Annotated in this window: 26 protein-coding genes and 9 pseudogenes; 18 read left to right on the top strand and 17 right to left on the bottom strand. The window is 65.8% G+C overall.

Annotation, left to right across the window (positions count from 1 at the left end; translation table 11 throughout):
* Positions 1–15 precede the first annotated feature (15 nt).
* Positions 16–417 (bottom strand): hypothetical protein, encoded by a 402-nt coding sequence (locus GNX96_RS34705; protein WP_163572125.1) that lies wholly within the window; start codon positions 415–417, stop codon positions 16–18.
* Positions 350–682: a hypothetical protein gene (locus GNX96_RS34710; protein ID WP_163572126.1), complete on the bottom strand. Its 333-nt coding sequence runs from the start codon at positions 680–682 to the stop codon at positions 350–352. The genes GNX96_RS34705 and GNX96_RS34710 overlap by 68 nt, the downstream gene beginning before the upstream one ends.
* Before the next feature lie 388 nt (positions 683–1,070).
* On the opposite strand from GNX96_RS34710, the gene GNX96_RS34715 reads away from it, so the two are divergent.
* Complete coding sequence (locus GNX96_RS34715) at positions 1,071–2,279, top strand: sialidase family protein (protein WP_163572127.1); 1,209 nt, start codon at positions 1,071–1,073, stop codon at positions 2,277–2,279.
* A 47-nt stretch (positions 2,280–2,326) separates the two neighbouring features.
* Here the strand turns inward: GNX96_RS34715 and GNX96_RS34720 are convergent, their stop codons facing one another.
* From GNX96_RS34720 to GNX96_RS67430, 10 genes and pseudogenes are all read right to left on the bottom strand, one after another.
* A complete protein-coding gene (locus GNX96_RS34720; RefSeq protein WP_279582249.1) occupies positions 2,327–2,698 on the bottom strand; it encodes a DoxX family protein in 372 nt (123 codons plus the stop codon).
* Positions 2,699–3,021: 323 nt separating this feature from the next.
* A complete protein-coding gene (locus tag GNX96_RS65580; RefSeq protein ID WP_390624215.1) occupies positions 3,022–3,459 on the bottom strand; it encodes a hypothetical protein in 438 nt (145 codons plus the stop codon).
* A 29-nt stretch (positions 3,460–3,488) separates the two neighbouring features.
* Positions 3,489–3,620, bottom strand: coding sequence for a transposase (locus tag GNX96_RS34730; protein WP_163572128.1), 132 nt, complete (start codon positions 3,618–3,620; stop codon positions 3,489–3,491).
* Positions 3,621–3,734: 114 nt separating this feature from the next.
* A complete protein-coding gene (locus GNX96_RS57430; protein ID WP_279582264.1) occupies positions 3,735–3,992 on the bottom strand; it encodes an HNH endonuclease signature motif containing protein in 258 nt (85 codons plus the stop codon).
* Positions 3,990–4,220: pseudogene (locus tag GNX96_RS57435) on the bottom strand (DUF222 domain-containing protein); the annotation flags it as partial. The pseudogene GNX96_RS57435 and the gene GNX96_RS57430, both read right to left, overlap by 3 nt.
* 31 nt (positions 4,221–4,251) lie before the next feature.
* Positions 4,252–4,422, bottom strand: a pseudogene (locus GNX96_RS65585) (DUF222 domain-containing protein); the annotation flags it as partial.
* The gene (locus tag GNX96_RS65590; protein WP_390624216.1) at positions 4,367–4,660 is read right to left on the bottom strand and encodes a DUF222 domain-containing protein; all 294 of its coding nucleotides are present in this window, start codon (positions 4,658–4,660) and stop codon (positions 4,367–4,369) included. The gene GNX96_RS65590 and the pseudogene GNX96_RS65585, both read right to left, overlap by 56 nt.
* Positions 4,606–4,974 (bottom strand): hypothetical protein, encoded by a 369-nt coding sequence (locus GNX96_RS34750; RefSeq protein WP_163572131.1) that lies wholly within the window; start codon positions 4,972–4,974, stop codon positions 4,606–4,608. The genes GNX96_RS65590 and GNX96_RS34750 overlap by 55 nt, the downstream gene beginning before the upstream one ends.
* A gap of 187 nt (positions 4,975–5,161) precedes the next feature.
* Positions 5,162–5,566 (bottom strand): hypothetical protein, encoded by a 405-nt coding sequence (locus GNX96_RS67425; RefSeq protein WP_452124497.1) that lies wholly within the window; start codon positions 5,564–5,566, stop codon positions 5,162–5,164.
* A complete protein-coding gene (locus tag GNX96_RS67430) occupies positions 5,547–6,191 on the bottom strand; it encodes an FAD-dependent oxidoreductase (RefSeq protein ID WP_452124498.1) in 645 nt (214 codons plus the stop codon). Before GNX96_RS67430 ends, GNX96_RS67425 begins: the two co-directional genes overlap by 20 nt.
* Positions 6,192–6,283: 92 nt before the next feature.
* Between GNX96_RS67430 and GNX96_RS34760 the strand changes: the two are divergent.
* From GNX96_RS34760 to pabB, 4 genes and pseudogenes are all read left to right on the top strand, one after another.
* Positions 6,284–7,259: pseudogene (locus GNX96_RS34760) on the top strand (pirin family protein).
* The gene (locus GNX96_RS34765; RefSeq protein ID WP_163572132.1) at positions 7,259–7,723 is read left to right on the top strand and encodes a MarR family winged helix-turn-helix transcriptional regulator; all 465 of its coding nucleotides are present in this window, start codon (positions 7,259–7,261) and stop codon (positions 7,721–7,723) included. The pseudogene GNX96_RS34760 and the gene GNX96_RS34765 overlap by 1 nt, the downstream one beginning before the upstream one ends.
* Positions 7,716–8,162: a glutamine amidotransferase-related protein gene (locus GNX96_RS61650; protein WP_313885848.1), complete on the top strand. Its 447-nt coding sequence runs from the start codon at positions 7,716–7,718 to the stop codon at positions 8,160–8,162. The genes GNX96_RS34765 and GNX96_RS61650 overlap by 8 nt, the downstream gene beginning before the upstream one ends.
* Complete coding sequence (pabB, locus tag GNX96_RS34770) at positions 8,054–9,733, top strand: aminodeoxychorismate synthase component I (protein WP_313885849.1); 1,680 nt, start codon at positions 8,054–8,056, stop codon at positions 9,731–9,733. The genes GNX96_RS61650 and pabB overlap by 109 nt, the downstream gene beginning before the upstream one ends.
* Before the next feature lies 1 nt (position 9,734).
* Here the strand turns inward: pabB and GNX96_RS34775 are convergent, their stop codons facing one another.
* Positions 9,735–10,175 (bottom strand): TetR family transcriptional regulator C-terminal domain-containing protein, encoded by a 441-nt coding sequence (locus GNX96_RS34775; protein WP_279582250.1) that lies wholly within the window; start codon positions 10,173–10,175, stop codon positions 9,735–9,737.
* Positions 10,176–10,434: 259 nt separating this feature from the next.
* Between GNX96_RS34775 and GNX96_RS34780 the strand changes: the two are divergent.
* The 3 genes and pseudogenes from GNX96_RS34780 to GNX96_RS34785 form a co-directional block, all read left to right on the top strand.
* A pseudogene (locus GNX96_RS34780) lies at positions 10,435–11,466 on the top strand (carotenoid oxygenase family protein); the annotation flags it as partial.
* 91 nt (positions 11,467–11,557) lie between these two features.
* Positions 11,558–11,755 carry a carotenoid oxygenase family protein gene (locus tag GNX96_RS57440; protein WP_279582251.1) on the top strand — a complete coding sequence of 66 codons (198 nt, stop codon included), beginning with the start codon at positions 11,558–11,560 and terminating at the stop codon, positions 11,753–11,755.
* Entirely contained in the window at positions 11,752–12,294 is a 543-nt protein-coding gene (locus tag GNX96_RS34785; RefSeq protein ID WP_163572133.1) for a VC0807 family protein, read from the top strand. Before GNX96_RS57440 ends, GNX96_RS34785 begins: the two co-directional genes overlap by 4 nt.
* 52 nt (positions 12,295–12,346) lie before the next feature.
* Here the strand turns inward: GNX96_RS34785 and GNX96_RS34790 are convergent, their stop codons facing one another.
* On the bottom strand, positions 12,347–12,730 hold the full coding sequence (locus GNX96_RS34790) for a nuclear transport factor 2 family protein (RefSeq protein ID WP_390624218.1): 384 nt from the start codon (positions 12,728–12,730) through the stop codon (positions 12,347–12,349).
* Positions 12,731–12,905: 175 nt separating this feature from the next.
* Between GNX96_RS34790 and GNX96_RS34795 the strand changes: the two genes are divergently transcribed.
* Entirely contained in the window at positions 12,906–13,295 is a 390-nt protein-coding gene (locus GNX96_RS34795; RefSeq protein ID WP_163572135.1) for an SgcJ/EcaC family oxidoreductase, read from the top strand.
* Between the two features lie 12 nt (positions 13,296–13,307).
* Complete coding sequence (locus tag GNX96_RS34800) at positions 13,308–14,258, top strand: sigma-70 family RNA polymerase sigma factor (protein ID WP_163572136.1); 951 nt, start codon at positions 13,308–13,310, stop codon at positions 14,256–14,258.
* On the opposite strand, the gene GNX96_RS34805 is transcribed toward GNX96_RS34800, so the two are convergent.
* A complete protein-coding gene (locus GNX96_RS34805; protein WP_390624219.1) occupies positions 14,255–14,728 on the bottom strand; it encodes a sensor histidine kinase in 474 nt (157 codons plus the stop codon). The two genes, GNX96_RS34800 and GNX96_RS34805, sit on opposite strands and share 4 nt — an antisense overlap.
* Here GNX96_RS34805 and GNX96_RS34810 point away from each other — a divergent pair.
* The gene (locus GNX96_RS34810; RefSeq protein WP_163572138.1) at positions 14,681–14,818 is read left to right on the top strand and encodes a hypothetical protein; all 138 of its coding nucleotides are present in this window, start codon (positions 14,681–14,683) and stop codon (positions 14,816–14,818) included. The genes GNX96_RS34805 and GNX96_RS34810 overlap by 48 nt on opposite strands.
* Here GNX96_RS34810 and GNX96_RS34815 read toward each other — a convergent pair.
* Positions 14,806–15,297 carry a sensor histidine kinase gene (locus tag GNX96_RS34815; RefSeq protein ID WP_163572139.1) on the bottom strand — a complete coding sequence of 164 codons (492 nt, stop codon included), beginning with the start codon at positions 15,295–15,297 and terminating at the stop codon, positions 14,806–14,808. The genes GNX96_RS34810 and GNX96_RS34815 overlap by 13 nt on opposite strands.
* Before the next feature lie 421 nt (positions 15,298–15,718).
* On the opposite strand from GNX96_RS34815, the gene GNX96_RS34820 reads away from it, so the two are divergent.
* The 6 genes and pseudogenes from GNX96_RS34820 to GNX96_RS34845 all read left to right on the top strand — a co-directional run bounded on the left by GNX96_RS34820 (position 15,719) and on the right by GNX96_RS34845 (position 22,287).
* A complete protein-coding gene (locus GNX96_RS34820; RefSeq protein WP_163572140.1) occupies positions 15,719–16,171 on the top strand; it encodes a DUF6918 family protein in 453 nt (150 codons plus the stop codon).
* A 101-nt stretch (positions 16,172–16,272) separates the two neighbouring features.
* Entirely contained in the window at positions 16,273–17,286 is a 1,014-nt protein-coding gene (locus tag GNX96_RS34825) for a hypothetical protein (RefSeq protein ID WP_163572141.1), read from the top strand.
* Between the two features lie 88 nt (positions 17,287–17,374).
* Positions 17,375–18,676, top strand: a pseudogene (locus tag GNX96_RS34830) (NCS1 family nucleobase:cation symporter-1); the annotation flags it as partial.
* Positions 18,677–19,030: 354 nt separating this feature from the next.
* Positions 19,031–19,862: pseudogene (locus tag GNX96_RS34835) on the top strand (nitrilase-related carbon-nitrogen hydrolase).
* 17 nt (positions 19,863–19,879) lie between these two features.
* A pseudogene (gene hydA, locus GNX96_RS34840) lies at positions 19,880–21,285 on the top strand (dihydropyrimidinase).
* Positions 21,286–21,294: 9 nt separating this feature from the next.
* Positions 21,295–22,287 (top strand): annotated as a pseudogene (locus GNX96_RS34845) (TIGR03842 family LLM class F420-dependent oxidoreductase).
* 206 nt (positions 22,288–22,493) lie between these two features.
* Here the strand turns inward: GNX96_RS34845 and GNX96_RS34850 are convergent.
* Positions 22,494–23,949, bottom strand: a pseudogene (locus tag GNX96_RS34850) (SDR family NAD(P)-dependent oxidoreductase).
* A gap of 75 nt (positions 23,950–24,024) precedes the next feature.
* Here GNX96_RS34850 and GNX96_RS34855 point away from each other — a divergent pair.
* The gene (locus GNX96_RS34855; RefSeq protein WP_163572142.1) at positions 24,025–24,852 is read left to right on the top strand and encodes an META domain-containing protein; all 828 of its coding nucleotides are present in this window, start codon (positions 24,025–24,027) and stop codon (positions 24,850–24,852) included.
* The last annotated feature ends 29 nt before the right edge of the window (positions 24,853–24,881 follow it).

Here is a 24,881-nt window from a genome sequence, read left to right on the forward strand (position 1 = left end):
TGATATGTCCGAATGTCACGGCTGACGCAAAACCCGCAGGTCAGCGGCCACCTGTTGGTGCAATCGGATTCCGATTGTCACGACGCTAGGCGGCGATCGGGGTCTGCGGGACCGGGGCGGCGCCGATGCGGCCGGCGACGGCCTGCCGGTGGGCGGCCTGGCAGAGGCGGCCGGCGACGGCGGCCGCGTTCGGGGCGGGGGAGCGCAGGAGGACGCCGGCGAGGCACGCCCGGCCAGCAGCAGCCGGCCGTCGTCGGTGGCCAGCTGCATCCGGACCCAGCCGCCGGTGTGTCGTACGAGCAGCACCGGGACCGCCCGGCTGACCCGGCTGAGCCGGTTGAAGTGCAGGTCAGTGCGGATGTCGGTGGCGGTGGCGAGGTCCACTCGGCGGGTACGGAAGCCGCGTACGACCAGCACGCTGCACGCTGCCCTGCAGCCAGGCACCCCTGCGCAGCCGCCAGACGGCGAACGGCAGCAGCGCCAGCAGGCCCGCCGCGAGCAGCGCGACGAACGGCAGCGCGAGGCTGGCCGGCGCGAACTGCCAGTGGTCCTTCTGCGCGTTCATCAGCAGCAGGCCGGCGGCCGGCACGGCAAGCAGTGGACTGATCCACAGCAGCCATGCCCGCGGCCGGGCGGTGGTGACGGCGCCGACGCCCAGCGGGACCTCGTTCAGGTGAGCCATGCAACCAAACTAGGGCTCAGACCCGTTGGTGGCATGGCCCCTTCGTGCCAACCTACGGGCGAAGCACGCGATGGGACATCGTGGGTAGTCCATAAGGGCAACGAAACACCCGCCATATGGCCGGGGCGAGCGTGATTTGCCGTTACCGAGGACTTTCCGAAAAGCCTTCCGACCGAATGAAGCTCCTTCTGTTCACGATGATGTGGACAAGTGGTATCAGCGAGGTCTGTGGTTTCTCTGAAAGTGCTGGTACGGGCCTTGTAGATGGTCCGCTGAGCGGAACCTGGGCACTTGACGACGAGGGCGTGCGCGCCTAAGTTCGGCGCAGGACAAAGGACGTCCCATGTCATATGTCCGCCGCCACCATCATCATCTGAAGGGAGGCCCGATGCACCGCAAGTTTTGGCCCGTTTTGGGCACTTTCGCCGGAGTCGCCGGCGTCATCGCCGCGGCGACCTTGTTGCCTACCGCCATAGGTGCGCTAGTGGCGCAATCGCCGGCGGCGCGCTGCAGCGGCGCGGTGCCGTACAAAAAGGGCGACGGCGGCTACAACACCTTCCGGATCCCGGCTGTCGTCAAGGCGCGCAACGGCATGATCCTGGCGTTCGCCGAGGGCCGTAAGGACTCGGGCGGCGACAGCGGCAACATCGACATCGTGCTGCGCCGTTCCGGCGACGGCGGGTGTACGTGGGGACCGCTGCAGGTGGTGGCTGACCAGGGCACCGACACCATCGGGAACCCGGCGCCGGTGGTGACGAACACCGGCCGCATCGTGCTGCTGTCCGTGCACAACGGTGGTTCGGTGACCGAGGCGCAGATCATCCGCGGCCAGGTGTCCGCGGCCGACACTCGTCGGCCGTTCGTGCAATACAGCGATGACAACGGCGCGACCTGGTCGGCGCTGCGGGAGATCACCGCGCAGGCGAAGAAGCCCGACTGGCGCTGGTACGCGACCACTCCCGGTCACGCGCTGCAGATCAGTCGCGGCCCGCACGCCGGCCGGCTGGTCGTCGCGGCGAACCACACCACCACGCCCGGCACCACGGACACCGGTGCGGAGGGTAAATACAACAGCGGCCACGACATCTACAGCGACGATCTCGGCCAGACCTGGCACATTGGCTATATCGACGAAAATCCCGACGGTTTCATCAACGTGAACGAGTCGACTGCCACCGAGCTGCCGGACGGCCGGCTCTATTTCAACACTCGCAACGACGCCACCGCACCCGGCCACCGCGCCGACGCGTATTCCTCTGATGGCGGCCAAACACTCGACAAGCCATTCCCGCCGAACGACACCATTGTCGCGGCCATTTCGCAGGGAAGTGTGCTGCAGCTGAGCCAGCCCGACCTGTTGCTGTTTTCCGGTCCGTACGATCCGAACAACAAACGGGCCGCGATGTCCCTTCAGGTCAGCCGCGACCAGGGCGTGAATTTCACCCTCGGTCTGACCCTTTCCGGCCTGCCGGCGGCATATTCGGACCTGGTGCAAGTTGACCAGAAGACCGTCGCGGTGTTGTACGAGACCGGCGACTTCAGTGCGTACGAGAACATCACGTTCACCCGAGTCCCGATATCTCGGCTCTCCAGCTGAAAAAAAAGTCCGGCCGTCCCAGGTGGGGCGGCCGGACTATCTAGGTGTCAGCGCTTGATCAAGGACCGCGCCATCCGGTAGAAGGCGACGGTGTGCGGCCAGCGGCCCCAGGCGACCAGCGCGAGGATCGCGCCGAGCAGCACGGTGGCGAAGGCGGCCGCTGCCATTCCCGGGATGAAGAACAGGTTGGCGACGGTGGCGCAGGCCATCAGCCCGACCAGCGCGATCGAGCCGGGGCCGCAGAGCCGCGGCACCAGCAGCGACAGGCCGCCGGCCACCTCGCAGGCACCGGTCAGATAGCGGAACCAGTCGCCGACGCCCATGGAGTGGAAGGACGCCACCGCGGTCGGGTCGCCGAAAAGTTTTGGTACGGCCACCAAAACGAACAGCGCGGCCAGGATGACCTGGGCGATCCACAAGGTGATGTTCAGGGCGCGGCCGCGCTTGACAACGGTCGGCTGCTGGCTGGATGGCGGTCATGTCAGTCTCCCTCTGGGCGTACGAGCATGTTACTCAGACAGACCGGGGTCGGATCGCAAACTCATCGCTCGCGCCGGAAGAAGTTTCAGCGGCAGGTTGGTGAGCTCCGGTCTCGCCGCCGACCGCAGGTTCAGCAGCCCGAACTCATCCACGCAGATCATTCGCCATCAGTCGGCGGCAGGTTGTAGAGGGCCAGAATGCGATTCATCTTCGCTACGAAACCAGCGTCCGGCCGGCTTTCCAAGTCCTTCGGTGCCTCTCGTCAGGTCATCGGTCTCATCAACGACCCGTCCTGATCCCACAGGCGCTGTGTCGTCTGCGGTGGTTGTAGTAGTCCGTCGTGGTGTACGTCGATCCGTGGTCGGTGTGAAGACGACCCCGTCAACGGCCCCGCCGCGGGCGGCGACGGCCATCCGGATCGCCGCGCAGGCCAGCTCGGCGTCCGGGTGGATGCCGGTGGCCGCGCCCAGTACTCGCCGGGAGTGCAGTGCAGGTCGATCGCGGTCGCCAAGTAGAGTTTCCCTTCGTCAGTCACGATTTCGGTCATGTCACCAACCCAGCGCAGGTTCGGCGCCGATGCGGTGAAGTCTCGCTTGAGCAGGTCCGGTAAGGGGCGCGCGGCCTTGTCCGGTCGGGTCAGGCCCTTGCGGCGTTTCTTGGTCCTGGCCACCAGATTCTGCCTCGCCATCGAGTCGGCCACGGTGTTCTCCCCGACCCGCCCGCCTTCACTCAGTTACCCAACGTCTGGGCCACAACCCCCAGATCACGGGCCACCACCGCGACACTCTTATCAGTCTCCCGCACGATCCGGACCGCTCCCTCACCGAACGCCGCATCGAACTTCCTACGCACTCCCAGCATGACATCTCCTTATAGTCGATGCCTCCACGGAAGCGGGGGACCCTCAGCTGGAGTACTGGTAGACAAGGTTTGTGGGCCGCCGGGCGTGGTGGTGCCCGGCGGCCAGGTAGATGTTTATGCGGCGAGCTGGTTAATGCCGCGGATGGGTCTTCGTTCGCGGTCAACGTACGCGGGCGGTAGGAATTCAACAATTCCGTCAACAATGCGTACGTCCCAGCCGCCGTGGTGCACCAAACGATGGCACCGGTCGCACAGGAGCACGCAATTGTCAAGGCAAGTATGCCCACCATCGGCCCAGTGCTGCACGTGGTGCCCCCGTGTCCAGCGGGGTGGTCGGCCGCATCTGGCGCAGCCTTTGTCTCGTGCTATCAAGGCTTTGCGTAGGGCTGGTGTGATGAGTCGTTCGTTGCGTCCGACGTCCAGCGGTACGCTGTCGCTGCCCAGCATGATCGGGATGATGTCCGCGTCGCACGCGAGCCGGCGGACGCCTTCGGGGGAGATGGGTGCGCCGCTGTGTGGGTAGGCGACTCCGAGGCGGTCTCGGAGCATGTCCCAGTTGATGGTGATGGTGAGATGTGGCCGCTCGGCGCCCTGGGTGGGGAGTTTCCCGGACCGCGATCAGATTCAACGCTTCCGCGAGCGCGTCCCCGTTGCGCTCAGACACTGACCGCTGATCAGGGGTACCGTTCTCAGCGGGCCGTGGTTTGGCCAGTGGGCTGAGGATCTCGCTGAACAGGGTGCCGGTTTCACTGTCGAAGGAGCCGGTGAAGTTGAGGCGTCCGTCTGTGCCGGTGTGGAGGGATAGTTCGCGGCGTGGTGTCTCGTTTTTCGTGTTCGGAGGGCGCGGGTCCGTCGGGGTCCAGGTGGTCGTGGATGCGCCTGCCGACTTTGGCTAGGCCGGGTGCGGCGTACCGTTTCGCGTGCTCCACCAGCGACGCTTCGGCTTCCTCGCGATCCTGGATGGTCACCCTAGCCGGGAGCCTGGTCACGACCCCAACAATCGTGTCCATCTGTGAATCAGCGAGCTCCCCGCGACGCATCGCCTCACTGGCGATACTGAGTGTGGGGCGAGCGTTTCACCGGTGAGGGCTTGGCTGGGGCACAGGTTCAGGGCCCGTTTGTAGCGGCGGGATGCCTCTGTGGGGGACAGTCGAAGGAGGTCTTGCAGCATGCCCAGGGTGTTGCGGTGCCCGAGCGTCTTGCCGACGTTTCCCCGGTGGATCGCCGCGACAATGTCCAGCACCTCGACCTGCAGCAGCCGGACCGCTTTTTCTTTCTCCTGCAGCAACTCACCCAGCTCGTCCGGGTCACACCTCCAGAGCTCTGGAGAGGTGACTTCGTCGCCGGCGGCCATGACATTAATTCTACCGCCGGCGCCGACAATATGGCCGCGTACGGGTGATCAGGAAATGGATACTTTCACAATAACCCCAACGAAACATAGAGCGCGCGCGTTCAATAGGCCACCGCGTGATCAAAGCGATCATTCCGATTTGACGTGCTCAGGTCCCGGATGCGGGAGTCCTAGCGGTCCCGCGGACTTATGCGGTGCTGAGCGCGTACGTGACCGCGTGGCGGGCGGCTCGGTGGGAGCTGATCAGGCTGGCGGCGGACGGGCCGTAGCCGACCAGGAAAATCCGTGGGTCGGCGGCGACCCGGGTGTCGTCGACGACGATGCCGCCGGCTGGGCCGCGCAGGTGCAGCGGTGCCAGGTGGGACAGTGCCGGACGGAAGCCGGTGCACCAGAGAATCGCGTCGGCGGCCAGAGTTTCCCCGGAGTTCCAGGCAATTCCGGTCGGGGTGATCCGGTCGAACAGGGGGTGGGCGACCATGACTCCACGCGCTTCGGCGGCGACAACGGCGTCCGTACGACCAATGCCGGTGTAGCTGACAACGCTGCGCAGCGGCAGTCCGGCGCGTACGCGCTCATCCACTTGGTCGGTCACCGCGACCAGGTCCTTTTCGGTCGCGGGCCCACCGCGTAGGTCCGGCGGGCGGCGGGTGACCCAGGTCGTACGGGCCGCCGTGGAGACTTCGGCGAGAATCTGCGCGGCCGAGTTTCCGCCGCCCCACAACGACAACGTGCTGGCCGGCGAATTCCTCGGGAGTGTCGTACGACGCGGTGTGCAGCTGCCGCCCCAAAAAGGAAGCCATCCCCGGCACACTGGGGACGAACGGATGGTCCCACGTGCCGGTCGCGTTGATGACCGTACGCGCCGACCAGTCGCCGCTGTCGGTGCGTACGAGCAGCCGCCCGTCTCCACTGACCGACCGGACTCGCACCGGTCGCTGAATCGGCAGCGCGTAGTGCTTTTCGTAGTCGGCGAAATAGCCGCTGACCTCAGGACCGCTCGGCGGATGGTGGAAAGGCAGGTCCCAGGCCAGCCCGGGCAGCCGGGTGTAGAGCGGCGGTGACACCAACCGTACCGACCGCCAGACCTGCTGCCACGCCCCTCCAGGTGCCATCTGGCGATCCAGAACAACGAAGTCCGCGCCCTCGCGCTGGAGGTAGTACGCGCTGGCAAGACCGGCCTGACCTGCACCTATGGCGACGATATCGACGGAGTTCACGTCGGAGAGTGTAGCGGGAATGATGCGTGCGCATGTATCGTTGTGGTGTGGTGGAGTCCGGCGCGTTGCCGGGGCCGATCACAGGAGACGTCATGCCAGCTGTAACAGTCGCGAACCCGCTGACCCTGCCGCGCGTGCCAGAGGTCTTGCCGACCGCCGAGGATCGTTCCGTCGTGTCGGTGACGACCGCGCCGAGTGGCTTCGAAGGCGAAGGTTTTCCGGTCCGTAGAGCATTCGCGGGCGTGAGCATGCGCGCGCTGGATCCCTTCATTCACATGGACCAGATGGGCGAGGTCGAGTACGCGCCGGGCGAGCCCAAGGGGACGCCGTGGCACCCGCACCGCGGTTTCGAGACCGTCACTTACATGATCGACGGGATCATGGATCACCAGGACTCCAACGGTGGCGGCGGCAGCATCACCGACGGTGACACCCAGTGGATGACGGCCGGGGCCGGCCTCCTGCACATCGAGGCGCCGCCGGAGCACCTGGTCGTCAGCGGCGGCCTGTTCCACGGCATCCAGCTCTGGGTGAACCTGCCGTCAAGCTCAAGATGACCGCGCCGCGCTATCAGGACATCCGCGGTGGCCAGGTGGCGCTGCTCAGCTCGCCAGACGGTGCCGCGCTCGTACGCGTCATCGCTGGTGAAGTCGCTGGTCACGCCGGTCCGGGGAGTACGCACACGCCGATCGCGCTGGCGCACGCCACGCTGTCCGCCGGCGCGCGGCTACGGCTGCCGTGGCGGGCCGACTTCAACGCGCTTGTCTATGTCCTGGGCGGTGCCGGGTCCGTAGGGGCGGATCGCCGGCCGATCCGGATGGGGGGCAGCTGGCGGTTTTCGGACCCGGTGAGGTGCTCACGCTCGCGGCCGACACCACCCAGGAAAGCCGTACGCCCGAGCTGGACGTGCTCATCCTCGGCGGCCAGCCGATTCGCGAGCCGGTCGCCGCTTATGGACCTTTCGTGATGAACACTCGTGAGGAGCTGCAGCAGGCGTTCGACGACTTTCAGGCCGGCCGGCTGGGCACCATCCCGGCCGAGCCGCACCCCGGCCACGACGTGCTGTGATGAGTCCTCTCCTGCCTGCTTCGCAGCGGTCGGTACGCTCGAAGTTGGACGTTTGGCGGTCGCTGATCCAGGTGTATGTCTCGGTCAGCGACCAGCTGGCGGCCGCGTTGCACGAGCGGCACCAGCTGTCCCTGTCCGAGTTCGACGCATTGGTCAACATGCCGTCCGAAAGTGTACGGATCAACGAGCTCAAGGAGCGCATGCTGCTCAGCCAGAGCGCGGTGAGCCGGCTGGTCGATCGGCTGGAAAAGCGTGGCCTGCTGGAAAAAGTGCCCTGCGAGGACGACTTGCGCGGAGTCGAGGTCGCGCTCACCACGGCCGGCCGGCGGCTGCGGTCCAAGGCCATCCGGACCAATGCCGAGGTGGTCGACGAGCATTTCGCCAGCCCGCTGACAGCCGATCAGCTGGCCGCTCTCGGCGAGGCTTTCACCGAGATCAAACGGCAGAAAAAGCTGGGTGCGTAAGCTGGCATTATGCGGGACACTGATCGTGGACAATCACGATTCGTTCACGTACAACGTCTTCCAGTTGGTGGCGGGGATCACAAAAAGCCCGCCGGTGGTGGTTGTCAATGACGATCCGAGCTGGTCGGATGACGATCTGTGCTGGTTCGACAACGTCATCGTCTCGGCTGGGCCGGGGCGCCCGGACCGCGCGTCGGACCTGGGCATCAGTGCGATGGTGGTGGCGCGGGCGAAGATCCCGCTGTTGGGAGTTTGCCTGGGATATCAGGCTTTTTGTGCCAGCTCGCCGGTGCGACTGTCGGGCTGGCGCCGGAGCCGCGGCACGGATGGGTGTCGCAGGTCACGCACGACTCGAGCGCGCTTTTCGCCGGAATTCCGACGACTTTTCCGGTTGTCCGCTACCACTCGCTGGCCGTCCGCGATCTCCCGCCCGGCATGAAAGCGACCGCCTGGGCCGATGACGGTGTGCTGATGGCCGTCGAGGATCCGGCCAGGCCGGCCTGGGGAGTGCAGTTTCATCCGGAGTCGGTTTGTACGGCGTACGGCCGGGAGCTGATGACGAATTTCCTCGCCCAATCACCACAAACCGAGGCTAGGCCGGTGATTGAGCTGGCCGCTCGCGAAGCCACCGTGCCGAGTCTGACGGTTTTCGCCGAGCGCCTGGACATGGAGATCGAGCCGGCGCAGGCGTACGAACGACTGCTGGGCGATTCCCGGCGGGCGTTCTGGCTCGATTCCAGCCTGCCGAGCCATCCGCTCGGCGCGATGTCCGTTATCGGGGACTGCGCGGGAAAATGGGGTCGTACGGTGACGGCCAACGTGGCCGCCGGCACGGTGACGGTCGACTCCGAAACCGTCCACAGTGGATTCTTCGACTGGCTTGAAGGCGATCTGGCGTCGTTGCGGATCGATGCGTCGAATGCGCCTTTTGGGCTTGGCTGGGTGGGATACCTCGGCTACGAGCTGAAAGCCGAATGCGGTGGTTCCGCGGCGCACTGCTCCGAACTGCCGGACGCGATGATGATGATGTTCGCCGACCGGGCTGTCGTCTTCGACCACCGGACCAGCGAGGTTTTCGCGCTGGTGCTGGAGGAAACGTACGACGCGGCCGGCCCTGCGCTGGCCGAGCTCCGGGCCGCGCTGCGGGACGGTCCGGCGCCGGCCGAGTTTTCTCCGTGCGTACGAGCGCAGCCGCGGCACGACCGTGAGCGTTATCTTGAGTTGGTGGCTGAATGCCAGGAATCCATCCGGCAGGGCGAGAGTTATGAGATCTGCCTGACGAACCGCATCGACTGCGCGGGCTCTATCGATCCGCTGCCGGCCTATCTGGCACTGCGGGAAGCCAGCCCGGCCCCTTTCGCCAGTTTTCTGCGCTTCGACGAGATGGCGGTGCTGAGCAGTTCGCCGGAGCGGTTTCTCAGCATTTCGTCGGCCGGCGCGGCTGAGTCCAGGCCCATCAAGGGAACCCGCCCGCGCGGCGAAACTCCGCTCGCGGACGCGGCCCTACGCGACGATCTCGGCATCAATGTCAATGTCAAGGACAGGGCCGAGAATCTGATGATCGTCGATCTCGTCCGCAACGATCTCGGCCGGTCGGCGGTGATCGGTTCGGTGCAGGTCCCGCAGCTTTTCTCGGTCGAGACGTACGCGACCGTCCACCAGCTTGTCAGCGTGGTGAAGGCTCAACTGCGCGACGATGTGTCGCCTGTCGCGTGCGTACGGGCCGCATTCCCCGGCGGTTCGATGACCGGGGCACCGAAGATCCGCACGATGCGGATCATCGACGCCCTCGAAGCAGGCCCCCGCGGCATTTACTCCGGCGCCATCGGCTATTTCTCGCCGACCGGTGCCGTCGACCTCAGCATTGCCATCCGTACGCTCGTGGTCACCCCGGATCGAGCCCATTTCGGCACCGGCGGGGCCGTGGTCGCCCTTTCCGACCCGGCCGCGGAATACCAGGAGACCGTCGACAAGACAGCCGCTATTCGCGCTGTCCTTTCCCTGCCGTAGGTCAAAGGCTCAGCTGAGCTGCCTCTTGGGGCCGCAGAGAAGTGAGGTGGTGGGCCAAAACGGCCCGCAGAACATCCGGGGTCACGCGTTCGGGTCGGGTGACGGCGTCCATCGACAGGCCGTCCAGCAGCGCGTGCAGCCGGGCTGTTTCCAGGTCGAGGTCCAGATCGGGGTCGGCCAGCCCGGCGCGTACCAGCTCGCCGAGCATGTCCTTCTCCAACTCGAAAATCCGGTCGTGGATCTGGTGGCTGATCGCCCGTAGTCGCCGATCGCTCACGGTGGTGCCCAGAAAAGCCAGCCATACCTGGGATTCCTGCTGCCGTTCGGCATTTAGCGGCAGCAACTCGCTGAGCACCATCTCGACGCTCGCGGCCGGGTCGGTGAGAGTGGGCGGACGGCGCGCCTGCAACGCGAGCAGTCGGGCCGACGCGCGCTCGATCACCAGGTCCATGGAGAAGATGATCAGCTCGTCGTGAGTGGCGAAGTAGTGCCGTAGCGACCCGAGCGAGCGACAGGCCGGCCTCCGCGGCGACGTTACGCATGGACGCGCTGCTGAAGCCGTCGCGGCGGATGACCCGCCACACCGCCTCGGCGACCTGCTGCCGGCGCTCTTTCGGATCCACGACCTTGGGCACAGGACTTTTATAGCACGACTGTGCTAGCTTTTATTTAGCACAGTCGAGCTACCAAGGGAGTCGAGGATGACCGCCACCGTCGCCATAGACAGCTACTTCACGCCCGTGCCGGATGAGATCGAGGCGATCGACCTGGTTGTGGAGGGGGCGCTGCCCCCCGAACTGAACGGCCGCTACCTGCGCAACGGGCCCAATCCGAAGCCCGGAGCGCCGCCGGCGCATCCGTTCGTCGAGCCAGGCATGGTCCATGGCGTACGGCTGAAGGACGGCGCCGCACTTTGGTATCGCAACCGATGGGTGCGTACGAGCCTGTTCACCGAGTCTGCGACTCGCGTCCGGCCGGATGGGAGTCTGGATTTGGCTGCCTGTCATGCCAACACGCACGTGATAGAGCATGCCGGCCGGACTTTCGCGTTGGTGGAAAGCGGATTGCCGTACGAGCTGAGCCTCGACCTGGACACCGTTGGTCCCTGCGATTTCCAAGGCCGGCTGACCACCGCGATGACCGCCCATCCCAAAGCCGATCCGGTCACCGGTGACCTGCATTTCTTCGGGTACGGCGTGCGGCCGCCCTTCTTGACCTATCACCGGCTTTCGGCGTCCGGAGAGCTGGTGCAAAGCGTGCCGGTCGAGGTGCCGGGACCGACCATGATGCACGATTTCGCCATTACTGAGGACTACCTCGTCTGGATGGATCTGCCGGTCGTTTTCGAGCGGACCGAGCTGGGCGTCCCCTATCGGTGGAGCGACTCGTACGGCGCCAGACTTGGCTTGATGCCACGAAAAGGTGGGCCGGTCCGGTGGTTCGAGATCGAGCCCTGTTACGTCTTCCACGTCGGCAACGCGCGTCAGGACGCGGCCGGCCGGGTGGTGTTGGACGCCGTTCGGTACGACCGCGCCACTTTCCGTAACGAGTGGGATCTTGCGGCGGGTAAAGAGAAAACGGGCTCGGTGCCGGGCCAGATGTTGCATCGATGGACGCTCGATCCGCGGACCGGCGTGCGGTCCGAGCAGCAGCTTGACGACTGGTCGCTGGAGTTTCCCACTCTCAACGAAAATCTGGTCGGACTCCAGAACCGTTTCCTCTATCTGGTCGGCGGAGGTTCCGTCGTCAAGTTCGACACGGTCAACGGCGAGCGCGGCGTGCACCGGCTGCCGGACGGCGCGAAGCCGCGGCGAAGCGGTGTTCGTGCCAGCCGAAAACGCCCGGGCCGAGGACGACGGGTGGCTGTTGACCATCGTGAGCAATCGGATCGCCGGCACCGCGGATCTTCTGGTGTTGGACGCTACTGATGTCGCCGCGCGGCCGGTGGCCACCGTCCACTTGCCACGGTGGGTCCCGTCCGGATTCCACGGCAGTTGGGTCCCGGAGTCGGTCGTACGATGAAGCCGCTGGTCAACGTATTGTTGTGGGATCTGGGCCTGTCGATCCTGCCGTATTTCCTCTTCCGGCTCGCCGGTTGCAGCGAGACGACCTCGTTGATCGGCGGGACGGCGGTCGCGAGCGTGCGGCTGGCGTACGTGATCATTCGGCATCGCCGGATCGACGGGCTCGCGCTGTTCATGATCGGTCTTTTGGTGGTGGGCCTGGCACTGACCGCCGTCACCGGCGATGTTCGTTTGCTGGCCGCGAAGGACTCCCTGAACACGGCGTTCGTCGGGGTCGCTTTCCTGGTCACCATCCCGTTCGGGCGACCGGTGATGTTCTTGATCTCGCGGCACTTCCGGGCCGCTGACCCGGCCGCCCAGCGCCGGTGGGACGAGCTCTGGGTGGCCGAGCCGGGGTTTCGGCGGATGTTCTACGTTGGCTCTACGGTCTGGGGCGCGGCGATGCTCGCGGAAGCGGTCCTGCGCATTGTTTTGGTCTATCTATGGCCGATCGACCTGGTTATCGCCGTGTCAACACCTGCCCAGCTGGGGGGCTGATCGCGCTGCTCGCCTGCTGGTCGCTGTGGTATCGCCACCGCCCGCGCAACGGTCAGTGGTCCGCGCGGCTGCGAACGCCGACCGCTTTTCGCACGGAGACCTTGCGATAGGTGATCCGCCAGCCCTGCTCGCGGCGGGACACCACGTCGTCGTACGTGACGCTGCCGCAGGTGCCGTCCGCGTTGATGCCGATTCCCTTGGGCAGCACCCGAATCTGGCCGTCCGGCAATTCGCTGAGCACGATGTTGGTGACGTGATGGCCGACCGGCTGGTTGTCGCCGAGGGCGATCGCGGCCTCGCGGAGCGTGGGCAGGTCCCGGATGCCCAGCCCGAAGTCGGTGAGGTCGTGCACGGCGTCTTGAGCGAAGACCTCCTCAATGCGGTTGAGCCCGTCAGCGTCGACCAGGTGCCCGTGCATGGTGATCAGGTCGGTGATGGTCGTGCGTCTGCTGCGGTCAGTGTCATGAAGCCTCTTCGATTGATCTGGGGATGTCCCCGGTTACTGTAGTGGGGAGATCCCCATTTTGCCAGCGAATCTTTTCGCGGCTGACCGATGAGTTGCCGACGGGTCGCCGGTATACCCCTTCGACCAACCACGAAGGAGACCTCCGATGACCACCATCACCACCGATGAGCAGGCCGTACGCGATGTGCTGACGCAGCTGTACGTGACCTGGACCGACTATGACGCGGACGCGTTCGCGACCTTCTACACCGCGGACGCGACCATCGTCCTGCCTGGCCGATATCACCGCGGCGACTCCGCCGTACGCGACTACATGGCCGCCGGTTTCGCGGGCCCTCTGCAGGGCAGCCGAGTCGTCGACGACGTGGTCGACCTGCGGATCGTGGGCGGCGACACCGCGATCGTGGTCACCGAAGGCGGCGTCGTCATGGCCGGAGCTACCGAACCGGCTGTCCTGATCCGGGCCACCTCGGTGCTGGCCAAGATCAACGGAGAGTGGAAAATCGCGGCGTACACGAACGCTCCCGTCGGCTGAGAGGAATTCCCGTTGCCCACCGCGACCGTTGAGGATTTCGAGGCGTACCGGCGTGAGTTGCTGGTGCATTGTTACCGGCTGCTTGGATCCGTCCATGAGGCCGAGGATCTGGTTCAGGAAACGATGATCCGGGCGTGGCGGGCACGGGATCGGTACGACGAGCGAATGGCGTCTGTACGCACGTGGCTTTACAAAATCGCCACGAACGCGTGCCTGACCGCTTTGCAGGGCCGGGCCCGGCGGCCGTTGCCGTCCGGGCTCGGCGCCGCGAGCGACGACCCGTACGCGCCGCTGGTGCCCTCACTGCAAGTGCCGTGGCTGCAGCCCTTCCCGGATTCCCGGCTGGCCGACCCGGCGTCCCGAATCGCCGGGCGAGCCAATCTGCGACTCGCGCTTATCGCCGCGATGCAAGTGCTGCCACCAAAACAGCGGGCCGTTCTGATCCTGCGGGACGTGCTGGAATTCACCGCCGCCGAAGTCGCCGACCAACTGGAAACCTCCACCGCCGCGGTGAACAGCGCCCTTCAGCGTGCTCGTACGAGCCTGTCCGCCGCCGCGCCAGCCGAAGCCGACGTCGCGGAGCCTGGCGACGCTGCGGTGGAGTCTGTTCTCGACCGCTATATTCGCGCTTTCGAATCGGCTGACGTCGGCGGTTTGGTGGCATTGCTGACCGATGACGTGATGATGGAAATGCCGCCCATTCCGCTGTGGTATGTGGGGAAGGTCCACTACGGACAGTTCATTGAGCGAGTGTTCGGGATCCGTGGCGATGCTTGGCGGATGATTCCTCTTACCGCCAATTGCCAGCCTGCGGTCGCCGCCTACTGTCGCGATGGGGAAGGTTTGTATCAGCTGCACACGCTGCAGGTTTTCAGCATTGGCGCAGCGGGAATCTCGCGGAACGTGGTTTTTCAGGAGTCGCAGGTGTACGCGGATTTCGGGCTGGCGGCGGTCCTGAGTTAGACCAGGCTTTTGGTGGAGGTGGAGTTGCCGTAGGGGTCGGGCTTGCGGTGTCGGGGGATGGCGGGCACCGGCGATGGGTGCGCCGAAGGGACGGCTACGCGGTGCCGGTTTCGGGTCGTACGCAACGGAATTCTGGCTCGTACGATCGCGCCGGAGCCACCTGTGGAGGTGACGGAGACGGAGCCGTTGAGGGCTTCGCAGCGGGTACGGATCGCGGCGAGGCCGTGGTGATGGCCGTTCAGCATGGTGGGGTCGAAGCCGGTGCCGTTGTCGGTGACGGCCAGCTCGACGTAGGTCTCGGTGGCGGTGACGGTGGCGTCGATGCGGTCGCCGCCGCTGTGTTCGGCGGCGTTGCGGACGGCTTCCTGGGCCACCCGGAAAAGAGCGAGACGCAGCGTACGGTCCTGTGTCCATTCTGGACGGTGACCGGGCAGAACCGTGGTGGCGACGGTCTTTCCGGGGTGTTCGATCTCGGTGTCGCTGGCGAGGTCGGCGAGCGCGCCGGCCAGCCCGATCCGGTCCAGGACCGCTGGGTGCAGGTCCGTGATCAGGCCGCGTAAATCGGTGGCCTGCGAAAAAAAAACAAGTCATCGGCGCGGGTGACCAGGGACATCGTTTCGGTGGGGCTGTGCGAGAGTTTGGCTTGCTGTAGAAGTTGTCGGGCGGACAGCAGCCGCTGCAGGAACTCGTCGTGCAGCTGGTGGGCGAGGTGCGACTTCATCGCGTCGACGGCGTCGATGCTGGCGCGGTAGCGGTCTCGTACGAGCAGCTGCATCGCCGCCGCGCGGCCGCGCCAGATCACCGCGGCGAATACCAGGAACAAAAGGACGGTTCCCACTCGCGCCAGCCAGACGTCAATTCTTTCCAGCACCGGCAACAATGCCAGCAGGAAAGAAAAGGCGGATATCGCCAGCAACGGCACTCGTGGCGGTCCGGCGTACATAACAGCCAGGCCGAAAGTCAGTGCGCAGGTCAGAATTGCCAGCCCTATCCGCCACATCGGCGCGACAGTGGTGCTGGTCAGTAACAGACTGGCCAAAAAGCAGACAACGGACAGTCGGGTCATTATGTTGCGCGGGCTTTGGTTGACTCGAAATGAAGTCGCCATGGGGGACATTGAAACTGATCAGCTCGATTACCGCCAGTACGGCCATGATCACTGAATGTGCGTAGCGCATTAATGAGTCTGGTTGGCCCGTACAAATCAGTACATAGCTTCATATTCCGCCTCAGCAATCGGTGGCTCTCGCTGGCCGGCTTCGGCCGGTCTGAGGAGCCTCAGTCGGGACCCCAGGCCGGGTGTTTCCGGGGCGGACGCTAAGTTGGGCGGAGTCGGGGGGAGTTTTCCCGTAATGCGCGGTGCGCGCGCCGGCGTCACATCCAGCCTCACCAGGCTGGTTGTCGCCCCAGCGCGGGCAGTGAATCCACAGGTGAGAAGAAGAGAGAGGGTTGGTACTCAGGTGGCAGAGACGCTGCACGAGATCCTGCTCACGCCCGGAAAGCGGCCAGAGGTCCTCGCTGACTGCAAGCAGCTGCTGGACGAAGAAGTGTCGAGCAAGTCAGGCGCCTCAGGGCTCGCGGTCAAGAGCGCGTACACCATGGTCAAGGCCGTCAAGCCGGGCATCATCAACGAGTCGATCGACAAGCTGCTCGACGACTTCATTGGCCGGCTGCAGCCGTTCTACGCCGACTACCGGGCGAGCGGCGCTGGTCAGCCGCTGGACAGCTACCTGGCCGGCCGTGGCGAGGAGGTCTCCGACGCTCTGCTCGGGGTGACCGACGACCGGGCCGCCAACACCAGTCGCGCCACCATCAAGAAGGCGTACGAGAAGATCCGCCCACAGGGCAAGAAGAACGTCGAGCTGGCACTGCCGCGGCTCGGCAAGCTGATCGAGAAGCACGTCGCGGCCTAAGGTCCAGAACGTGGAGCGGGCGACGGGAAACCGTTGCCCGCTTTTTCGTCCCCGCTATTCATCGTATGATGAATAGATCGTCGGACCGGAGGAGCACGCTAATGGGCACCCACCTGCCAGCCGTCCATCTCGTCGGCAGCGTGCCGCTGGAGTCGGCCGAGGCCGTTTTCCGGGCCGCCGCCGGCACCCTCGGGCCGTACGTCCGACGCATCCCGGACGGCGAGACCGGCGACCGGACCAACTGGATCCGCTACCAGCTCTCGGTGGTGGCTGACCATCCGTCCTTCGAACCGGACGTGGACGGCCCGCCGCCGCAGCCGCGGTTTCGGCTGCGTACGGGCGTGGACGCGAGCGGGCTGGCGTTCGGCAGCCTTGGTTACGCGAGAGTCGCGCTGCGGTCGTACGAGACTTTCGCCGCTCTGAAGGCCGCCGGCGTGGTGCCCGCCGACACTCGTTTTCAGGTCAGCCTGCCGACGCCGATAGCAATTATGATCGCGTTTGTCACCGAACGTGACCAGGCGGCCGTCGAGGCGGCCTATCGGGCAGCGATGCTGGCCGAGGTGGCCGACATCCTCGCCGTCGTGCCGGCCGAGGAGCTCGCCGTGCAGTGGGATGTGGCCATCGAGATCGCGCTCCTGGAAGGCATCCGAACGGCCGGGGTGGACGCCTCGCAGGCCGCGCTCGTACGTCGGCTGGCCGACCTCGCCGCGCAGGTGCCGGCACCGGCCGAGGTCGGGTTCCACCTCTGTTACGGCGACAGCGGGCACCAGCATTTCGTCCAGCCCACCGATACCGCGTTGCTGACCCGGGTCGCGAACGGGATTGTCGAGGCAGTGCACCGACCGCCGGCCTGGATTCATCTCCCGGTGCCGCGGGACCGCGTTGACGAGGCCTATTTCGCGCCGCTGAAAGCCTTGCGGCTGCCGGAAAACACCCAGCTCTTCCTCGGGCTGGTGCATGCCACGGACGGGCTGGCCGGCGCTCGCCGGCGAATGGCCGCGGCCGGTACGGCCGGACAGTCTTTCGGCGTGGGCACCGAATGCGGCCTCGGGCGTCGCGATCCGGCCAGCATTCCCGCGTTGCTGGAGTTGCACCGTCAGGTGGCCGAACGGTAACCACCCCCTTGGCAAGAGTGCCCTGGTCGGGCAGTATTCCGTGGTCGACCTTCCCGGCCGGCCAGCGCAAGGGTGGGGGTGAAACGCGATGACCAGTGTCGACATACCAGCACAGGTCGTACACGATGACGGGCGCGTTGATCTCGGCGAAACGCCGCCGCAACAGGGCCCCTATGTCAATCCCGAGCTCGCGCCGGTGCCGGTGAGCAAACGTACGTGGACGACGTACAACTATGCCGCCCTGTGGATGGGAATGGCGCACAACATCCCCAGCTATCTGCTGGCGTCCGGGCTGATCGCGCTCGGGATGGACTGGGTGCAGGCATTCCTGACCATCACGCTGGGAAACCTGATCGTGCTGGTCCCGATGCTGTTGAACAGTCACGCCGGCACCAAATACGGCATTCCGTTCCCGGTCTTCGCGCGGGCCTTTTATGGCGTACGCGGGGCAAACCTGGCTGCCCTGTTGCGGGCCTTCATCGCCTGCGGCTGGTTCGGCATCCAGACGTGGGTCGGTGGCGAGGCGGTTTACGTCATCGTCGGTAAACTCGTCGGTGGCGGCTGGGTGAACGCGGCTCCGCTGGGTGGCAAACCCTGGACGGTCTGGCTGAGCTTCGGGATTTTCTGGTTGTTCCAGATGGCTATCATCTGGCGGGGTATCGACGCGATTCGACGGTTTGAGAACTGGGCCGCGCCGCTGGTGACGATCGCTTTCGCCGCGCTGCTGGTGTGGGTGTTGATTCGGGCCGGCGGATTCGGCCCGATCCTGTCGCAACCGTCCAAACTGGGCTGGGGCCTGGGATTCTGGACGATTTTCCCACCGGCGCTGATGGGCATGATCGCCTTCTGGGCGACACTTTCCCTGAACATGCCGGACTTCACCCGTTTCGGCGCCAGCCAACGCAAGCAGCTGATCGGCCAGCTTCTCGGGCTGCCGACCACGATGTCGTTCATCTCGATCGTCTCGATCATCGTCACCTCTGGCAGCGTTGTGATCTATGGCAAGGCGCTGTGGGATCCGGTGGAGCTGGCCAGCAACTTCAGCAATCCGGTGCTGGTGATTCTGGGTCTGCTGGTCGCCGTTCTTGCGACCGTTTCGGCGAACGTGGCCGCCAACGTGGTGAGCCCGTCGTACGACTTCTCCAACGCGCTGCCCAGATGGGTCAATTTCCGGACCGGCGGTCTGCTCACCGGAGTCATTGGCATTCTGATCCAGCCGTGGCAGCTGCTGGCCGACCCACATATCTACATTTTCGGTTGGCTGGGCCTTTACGGCGGTGTGCTGGCGGCCGTGGCCGGTGTGCTAGTCGCTGGCTACTGGCTTCGCGACAAGACGGTGTTGTCGCTGCCGGAGCTCTATCGCCGGGACAGTCGTTACTGGTTTTTCCATGGCTGGAACCTGAACGCGATCATCGCCACCGTGATCGGTGCCGTCCTCGCGGTGGGCGGGGGTCTATTCCGCGCCCGGCCAGGGACCGTTTCCGGCCGGCGGGTTGATCCCGTTCCTGAAGCCGCTCTACGACTACAGTTGGGCCGTCGGGCTGGTGGCCGCATTCCTGGTCTACCTGCTGCTCACCCTGCCGCGACAAGGCCAGCGGCGGCCACTTCCGGTCGCCGCGGCGGCCGACGACTGATCGTCGGCCAGCGGGTCGAAACACTACCCACGACGGCTGTTCGGCGGGTACGGTCCGCAGATATAGACCGGACTTTCCAGCTGAGCAGGAGGAGTGAATCGATGTCGGAGATCATTCGAGCCGGGCTGGTCCAGGCACGGTGGACCGGTGACAAGGAGTCGATGATCCAGACGGCCGTCGACGCCATCGGCTCGGCCGCCTCGCAGGGCGCTCAGGTGGTGTGCCTGCAGGAGCTTTTCTACGGGCCGTATTTCTGCCAGGTGCAGGACACCGACTACTACTCGTACACCGAGCGCATCCCGGACGGTCCGACCACCAAGCTCATGCAGGAGGTCGCCAAACAGCACGGCGTCGTCCTGGTCGTACCGATGTATGAAGAAGAGCAGCCGGGTGTGTATTACAACACCGCCGCGGTGATCGACGCCGACGGCAAATATTTGGGTATGCACCGGAAGAACCACATTCCGCAGGTGAACGGATTCTGGGAGAAGTTCTACTTCCGGCCCGGCAACCTCGGTTATCCGATTTTCGACACCGCGGTCGGCCGGATCGGTGTCTACATCTGCTACGAGCGGCATTTCCCGGAGGGCTGGCGCGCGCTGGGCCTGGCCGGCGCCCGGATCGTGTTCAACCCGTCCGCGACCAGTCGCGGTCTTTCCCAGTATCTGTGGAAACTGGAGCAGCCGGCGGCCGCCGTGGCGAACGAGTACTTCGTCGGCGCGATCAACCGGGTCGGCGTGGAACCGTTGGGGGACAACGACTTCTACGGTCAGTCCTATTTCGTCGACCCGCGTGGGCAGTTGGTCGCGCGCCGCTTCCGACACGCAGGACGAGGTCGTCGTACGCGATCTGGACATGGCCACGCTCGCGCAGGTGCGCGACCAGTGGGCGTTCTACCGGGATCGCCGCCCCGACTCGTACGAGAGCCTGGTCCAACCGTAAGGCGAGGGAAGACAAACATGAGCACCGTCATTCGAGGCGGCCTGGTGGTCAGCCCGGCCGGCGCGGCGGCCGCGGACGTCCTGGTCGAAGGGGAACGGATCGCCGCGGTGGCTGATCCAGGCTCCGCCCTCGCGCAGGCCTGGGCGACCGCCGCTGACCGGACGATCGACGCCACCGGCAAATACGTGTTGCCCGGTGGCATCGACGCGCACACCCACATGGAAATGCCTTTCGGCGGCACCCATTCGGTGGACACCTTCGCCACCGGTACGGCCGCGGCGGCCTGGGGTGGCACGACCACGATCATCGACTTCGCGGTCCAGGTGAAGGGCACCTCGCTGCTGTCCACATTGGACAAGTGGCATGCGAAGGCGGACGGCAACTGCGCGATCGACTACGGCTTCCACATGATTGTCTCGGACGTCAACGACGAGAGTCTGAAGGAGATGGAGGCCTGCATCGGCGCCGGTGTGAACACGTTCAAGATGTTCATGGCGTATCCAGGCGTTTTCTACTCCACTGACGGCGAGATCCTGCGGGCGATGCAAAGGGCCCGGGAGACCGGCTCGATGGTCATGATGCACGCCGAAAACGGCATCGCGATCGACCAGTTGGTCGCTCAGGCGCTGGCTTCTGGGCGTACGGATCCCGTCCACCATTCGCTGACCCGGCCGCCGGAGTTGGAAGGCGAGGCGACCTCGAGGGCGATTCAGCTCGCCAAGGTCACCGGCGCCCCGCTCTACATCGTGCATCTGTCCGCATCGCAGGCGCTGGCCGCGGTGGCCGCGGCGCGGGACACCGGCCAGAACGTCTACGCCGAAACGTGCCCGCAGTATTTGTATCTGTCCATTGAGGACATGGCCAAGCCCGACTTCGAGGGCGCGAAATATGTGGCCTCGCCGCCGTTGCGGGAGAAGAGCCACCAGGGCGATCTGTGGCGCGGCCTGCGGACGAACGACCTCTCGGTCGTCTCAACCGACCACTGCCCGTTCTGTTTCAAGGATCAGAAAGAGCTTGGCCGCGGCGATTTCTCCAAGATCCCGAACGGCATACCCGGCGTCGAACACCGAATGGACCTGCTGCACCAGGGTGTGGTCGGCGGCGAGCTTTCGCTGTCCCGGTGGGTCGAGGTGGCTTCTGCGACGCCGGCCCGGATGTTCGGGCTCTACCCCCGTAAAGGCGTGATCGCGGCCGGCTCGGACGCCGACATCGTCGTTTACGACCCGACCGCCAAGCAGCGGATCTCGGCGGCGACGCATCACATGAATGTGGACTACTCCGCGTACGAGGGCATGGAGATCACCGGTCAGGTCAGCACGGTGCTCTCCCCCGTGGCGAGATCGTGATCGACGGCGGAGAATTCCACGGCAAGGCGGGTCACGGAAAGTTCCTCAGCCGGGACCGCTCCCAATATCTCATCTAGGACGTCAGCGTGGATTTCGGAATTGTGTTGCAGACGGACCCGCCGGCTCGGGCCGTGATCGACCGGCTGGTCGAGGCCGAGTCGTTGGGCTTCGGCTACGGCTGGACTTTCGACTCGCACGTGCTCTGGCAGGAACCGTTCGTCATTTACTCGCAGATCCTGGCGTCCACGTCACACCTGATCGTCGGGCCGATGGTCACCAACCCGGCGACTCGCGACTGGTCGGTCATCGCGTCCCTTTTCGCGACCCTGAACGACATGTATGGCAACCGTACGGTGTGCGGCATCGGCCGCGGCGACTCCGCTCGCCGGGTTATCGGTCAACCGCCGGCAAATCTCGCGACGCTTTCCGACGCGATGCGGGTCATCAAGGATTTGGCCGAGGGCCGAGAAACCGACCACCATGGCGTGCCGGTCCGGATTCCGTGGGTGCGGGACGGAAACTGGAGATCTGGATGGCCGGCTATGGCCCGAAGGCGCTCAAGTTGGTCGGCGAGCAGGCCGACGGTTTCATCCTGCAGACCGCCGATCCGGACATCGCCCGCTGGACCATCGGCGCCGTACGGGAAGCGGCCACCGCTGCCGGCCGGGACCCGTCGGACATCACTTTTTGTGTTGCCGCACCGGCGTACGTCGGGGACGACCTGGCGCACCAGCGGGACCAACTGCGGTGGTTTGGTGGCATGGTGGGAAACCACGTCGCCGACCTGGTCGCCCGCTATGGCGAGTCGGGGCCGGTGCCGCACGCTCTCACCGACTACATCCGCGATCGCGAAGGCTACGACTACGCCCATCACGGCCGCGCCGGCAATCCGTCCACCGACTTCGTCCCGGACAGCATCGTGGACCGTTTCTGTTTGCTTGGCCCAGTTTCGCGCGCATGCCGACCGGCTCGCTGAGCTGACCGAGATCGGTGTCGACAACTTCGCCATCTACCTCATGCACGACACGACCAACCCCCCCGAAACCATGCGCGCGTACGGCAACAAGGTCATTGGCTAGCTTTACGGCGACTGAGCAGTGCTCAGCCGCCGTAAAGTCGGTCAGTAGCCGAGGGGGGGCGGCGGCCGCGAGCAGACGTACGGACATGAAAGTGGTCCCCTCCGGGTTCGGTGTCGGCAGAACCACCCGGCGATAAAGGAACCTACGGATTCGGCACCCGCGCGGACGAGCTACTTTGATCATCGTCCGCGCACCACTCCCAAGAGCTACCAAGCCGCTGGCTTGTAGTCCTTGAGGAAGCAGCCGTAAACGTCCTCGCCGGCCTCGCCGCGCACGATCGGGTCGTACACCCGCGCCGCGCCGTCCACCAGATCCAACGGTGCGTGGAAACCCTCGTCGGCCAGCCGCATCTTGGTCGGATGCGGCCGCTCGTCGGTGATCCAGCCGGTGTCGACGCTGGTCATCAGGATCCCCGAGGCGAACATCTCGGTCGCGCTCGTCCGGGTCAACATGTTCAGCGCGGCCTTGGCCATGTTGGTGTGCGGGTGTCCAGGGCCTTTGTAGCCGCGGCCGAACTGGCCCTCCATCGCCGACACGTTGACGACATATCTGCGTCGCGACAAGGACGCTTCCATGGCCGGCCGCAACCGGCTGACCAGGATAAACGGCGCGGTCTGGTTGCACAGCTGGACTTCCAGCAACTCGATCGGGTCGACCTCGTGGACGGCCTGGGTCCAGCTGTTGACCGCGTCGGTGTCCGGCACCAGCCCGCCGGCGTCCACGGCCGTGCCGGTCGCGATCCGGTCCGGCGACGCGACCGGCGACGCGCGCGGTCAGCGCGAGGCTGGTGAAGGCCTGCGCGGCGGCCGCCGGGTGCAGCGGCACCGCGCCGGTGATCGCCTGCTGACCGCCGGGGTTGATCGTGAAGACTTCAGGCAACGGGCCGGCCGGCAGCGGCGCGCTCTCGGCGGCGGACAGTGCCGCATACGACCCGGGGCTGCGGCGGACCGTCTGGGCGGCGTTGTTGATCAGGATGTCCAGCGGCCCCTGCTCGGCCACCGAGTCGGCCAGCGTCACTACTTCGGCGGGATTACGCAGGTCAATGCCCACCACCCTGAGCCGATGCAGCCAGTGCGCGCTGTCCGCCATGGCGGTGAAGCGGCGGACCGCGTCGGTCGGGAAACGAGTCGTGATCGTCGTGTGGGCGCCGTCCCGGAGCAGCCGCAACGCGATATACATCCCGATTTTTTTCGCGCGCCCGCCGGTCAGTAGCGCGCGGCGACCGGTCAGGTCCGTACGAGCGTCGCGCCGCTCTCGGTTGAGCGCCGCGCAGGCCGGGCAGAGCTGGTGGTAGAACGCGTCGACCTGCTGGTATTTCGCTTTGCAGACATAGCAGGGGCGGGCCCGCAGCAGCGTGCCGGCGGTCGCACCAACCGTGCTGGTGGCCAGCGGGATGCCGCGTGTCTCGTCGTCGATGCGACCGGGCGCGCCGGTCGCGGTGGCCGCGATGACGACGGCCTTGTCGTTGGATGCCACCGCAGCCCGTTTGTCGGCCCGCCGGCGTTCCTTCACCGTCTTGAAGAGCTTCGCGGTGGCCAGTCGCACGGCGACGGCGTCCGGATGGTCCACGGGCAGGGCGCCCACCTCGGCCAGCACCGCGAGGCACGCGTCCAGCCGCGCCGGCTCGATGCCGCCCTTGATGCCGGCTTCGTTCTCGACCATCGTCATCCCTCCAGGGTAAGTGGCCGGTACGACGCTCCTGATGCCAGCCGTGGAAGGGCGGAACCGAGCGCCGCCGTGCCGCGTCTCATCGGTATGAAGGGTGCGAAGCTGCTCATCGGGGTTGTCGCGGTCACGCTGCTGGCCGGATGCGGAGGCAAGACGGTGGGCACTGGGCAGAGCGTGGTCGGTCGTACGTTCCTGTCCACCGGCGTCACCGAGAACGGCAAGGCGCGGACGCTGGTGGCCGGCACCAAGATCACCTTGACGTTCACCCCCGACGGCCGGCTGCTGGCCAACGCCGGCTGCAACACCATCAGCGGCCCAGTCACCCTGACCGACGGACACCTTGACCTGGCCACCAGCGGCATCACCGAGATGGGCTGCCAGCAGGCCGGCGCGTACGAGCAGGATGCCTGGTTGAGCAAGCTGCTCGGCCAGCGCCCGACGTGGCAGCTGACTGATAGCGCGCTGGTGATCACCACCGCGACCACTCGGATCGACCTGACCGACCGGCGCCAGGTGGACCCGGATCGCGAGCTGACGGGCACCCAGTGGACCGTCGACACGGTGATCTCCGGGACCACCGCGTCCAGCGCGATAGGTGCGAAGCGCGCGCAGTTGACCTTCGCGAACGGCCGGGTCACCGGTACGACCGGTTGCAACAGCCTCGGCGGCACGGCCACCGTGTCCGGTCCGGCCATTCACTTCGGCGCCGGGCCGATCACCACGAAGATGGCCTGCGCCGATGACCTTATGTCGCTGGAGCGGAATGTTCTCGCGGTGCTGCGCGGCGATGTCACGTACAAGATCGAGGCCGGCCGGCTGACCCTCACCAACCTCAGTGGGGCGGGCCTGCAGCTGACCGCCGCCGGACCCACGCCGTCGGCGAGCCCGAGTCGCTGAGGGCGTTGACACGCCCTTGCCTGCCGGTG

Origin of the sequence: Fodinicola feengrottensis, from assembly GCF_010993775.1 — a bacterium.
In the GTDB taxonomy this organism is placed as follows: domain Bacteria; phylum Actinomycetota; class Actinomycetes; order Mycobacteriales; family HKI-0501; genus Fodinicola; species Fodinicola feengrottensis.

Bases quoted from the DNA above. Each gene is read 5' to 3' on its own strand.
- GNX96_RS34710 (WP_163572126.1), bottom strand. From the start codon at position 682: ATGGCTCACCTGAACGAGGTCCCGCTGGGCGTCGGCGCCGTCACCACC.
- GNX96_RS34715 (WP_163572127.1), top strand. From the start codon at position 1,071: ATGCACCGCAAGTTTTGGCCCGTTTTGGGCACTTTCGCCGGAGTCGCC.
- GNX96_RS34765 (WP_163572132.1), top strand. From the start codon at position 7,259: ATGAGTCCTCTCCTGCCTGCTTCGCAGCGGTCGGTACGCTCGAAGTTG.
- GNX96_RS34825 (WP_163572141.1), top strand. From the start codon at position 16,273: ATGGGCACCCACCTGCCAGCCGTCCATCTCGTCGGCAGCGTGCCGCTG.
- GNX96_RS34730 (WP_163572128.1), bottom strand. From the start codon at position 3,620: ATGCTGGGAGTGCGTAGGAAGTTCGATGCGGCGTTCGGTGAGGGAGCG.
- GNX96_RS34750 (WP_163572131.1), bottom strand. From the start codon at position 4,974: ATGGCCGCCGGCGACGAAGTCACCTCTCCAGAGCTCTGGAGGTGTGAC.
- GNX96_RS65590 (WP_390624216.1), bottom strand. From the start codon at position 4,660: ATGCGTCGCGGGGAGCTCGCTGATTCACAGATGGACACGATTGTTGGG.
- GNX96_RS34795 (WP_163572135.1), top strand. From the start codon at position 12,906: ATGACCACCATCACCACCGATGAGCAGGCCGTACGCGATGTGCTGACG.
- GNX96_RS34785 (WP_163572133.1), top strand. From the start codon at position 11,752: ATGAAGCCGCTGGTCAACGTATTGTTGTGGGATCTGGGCCTGTCGATC.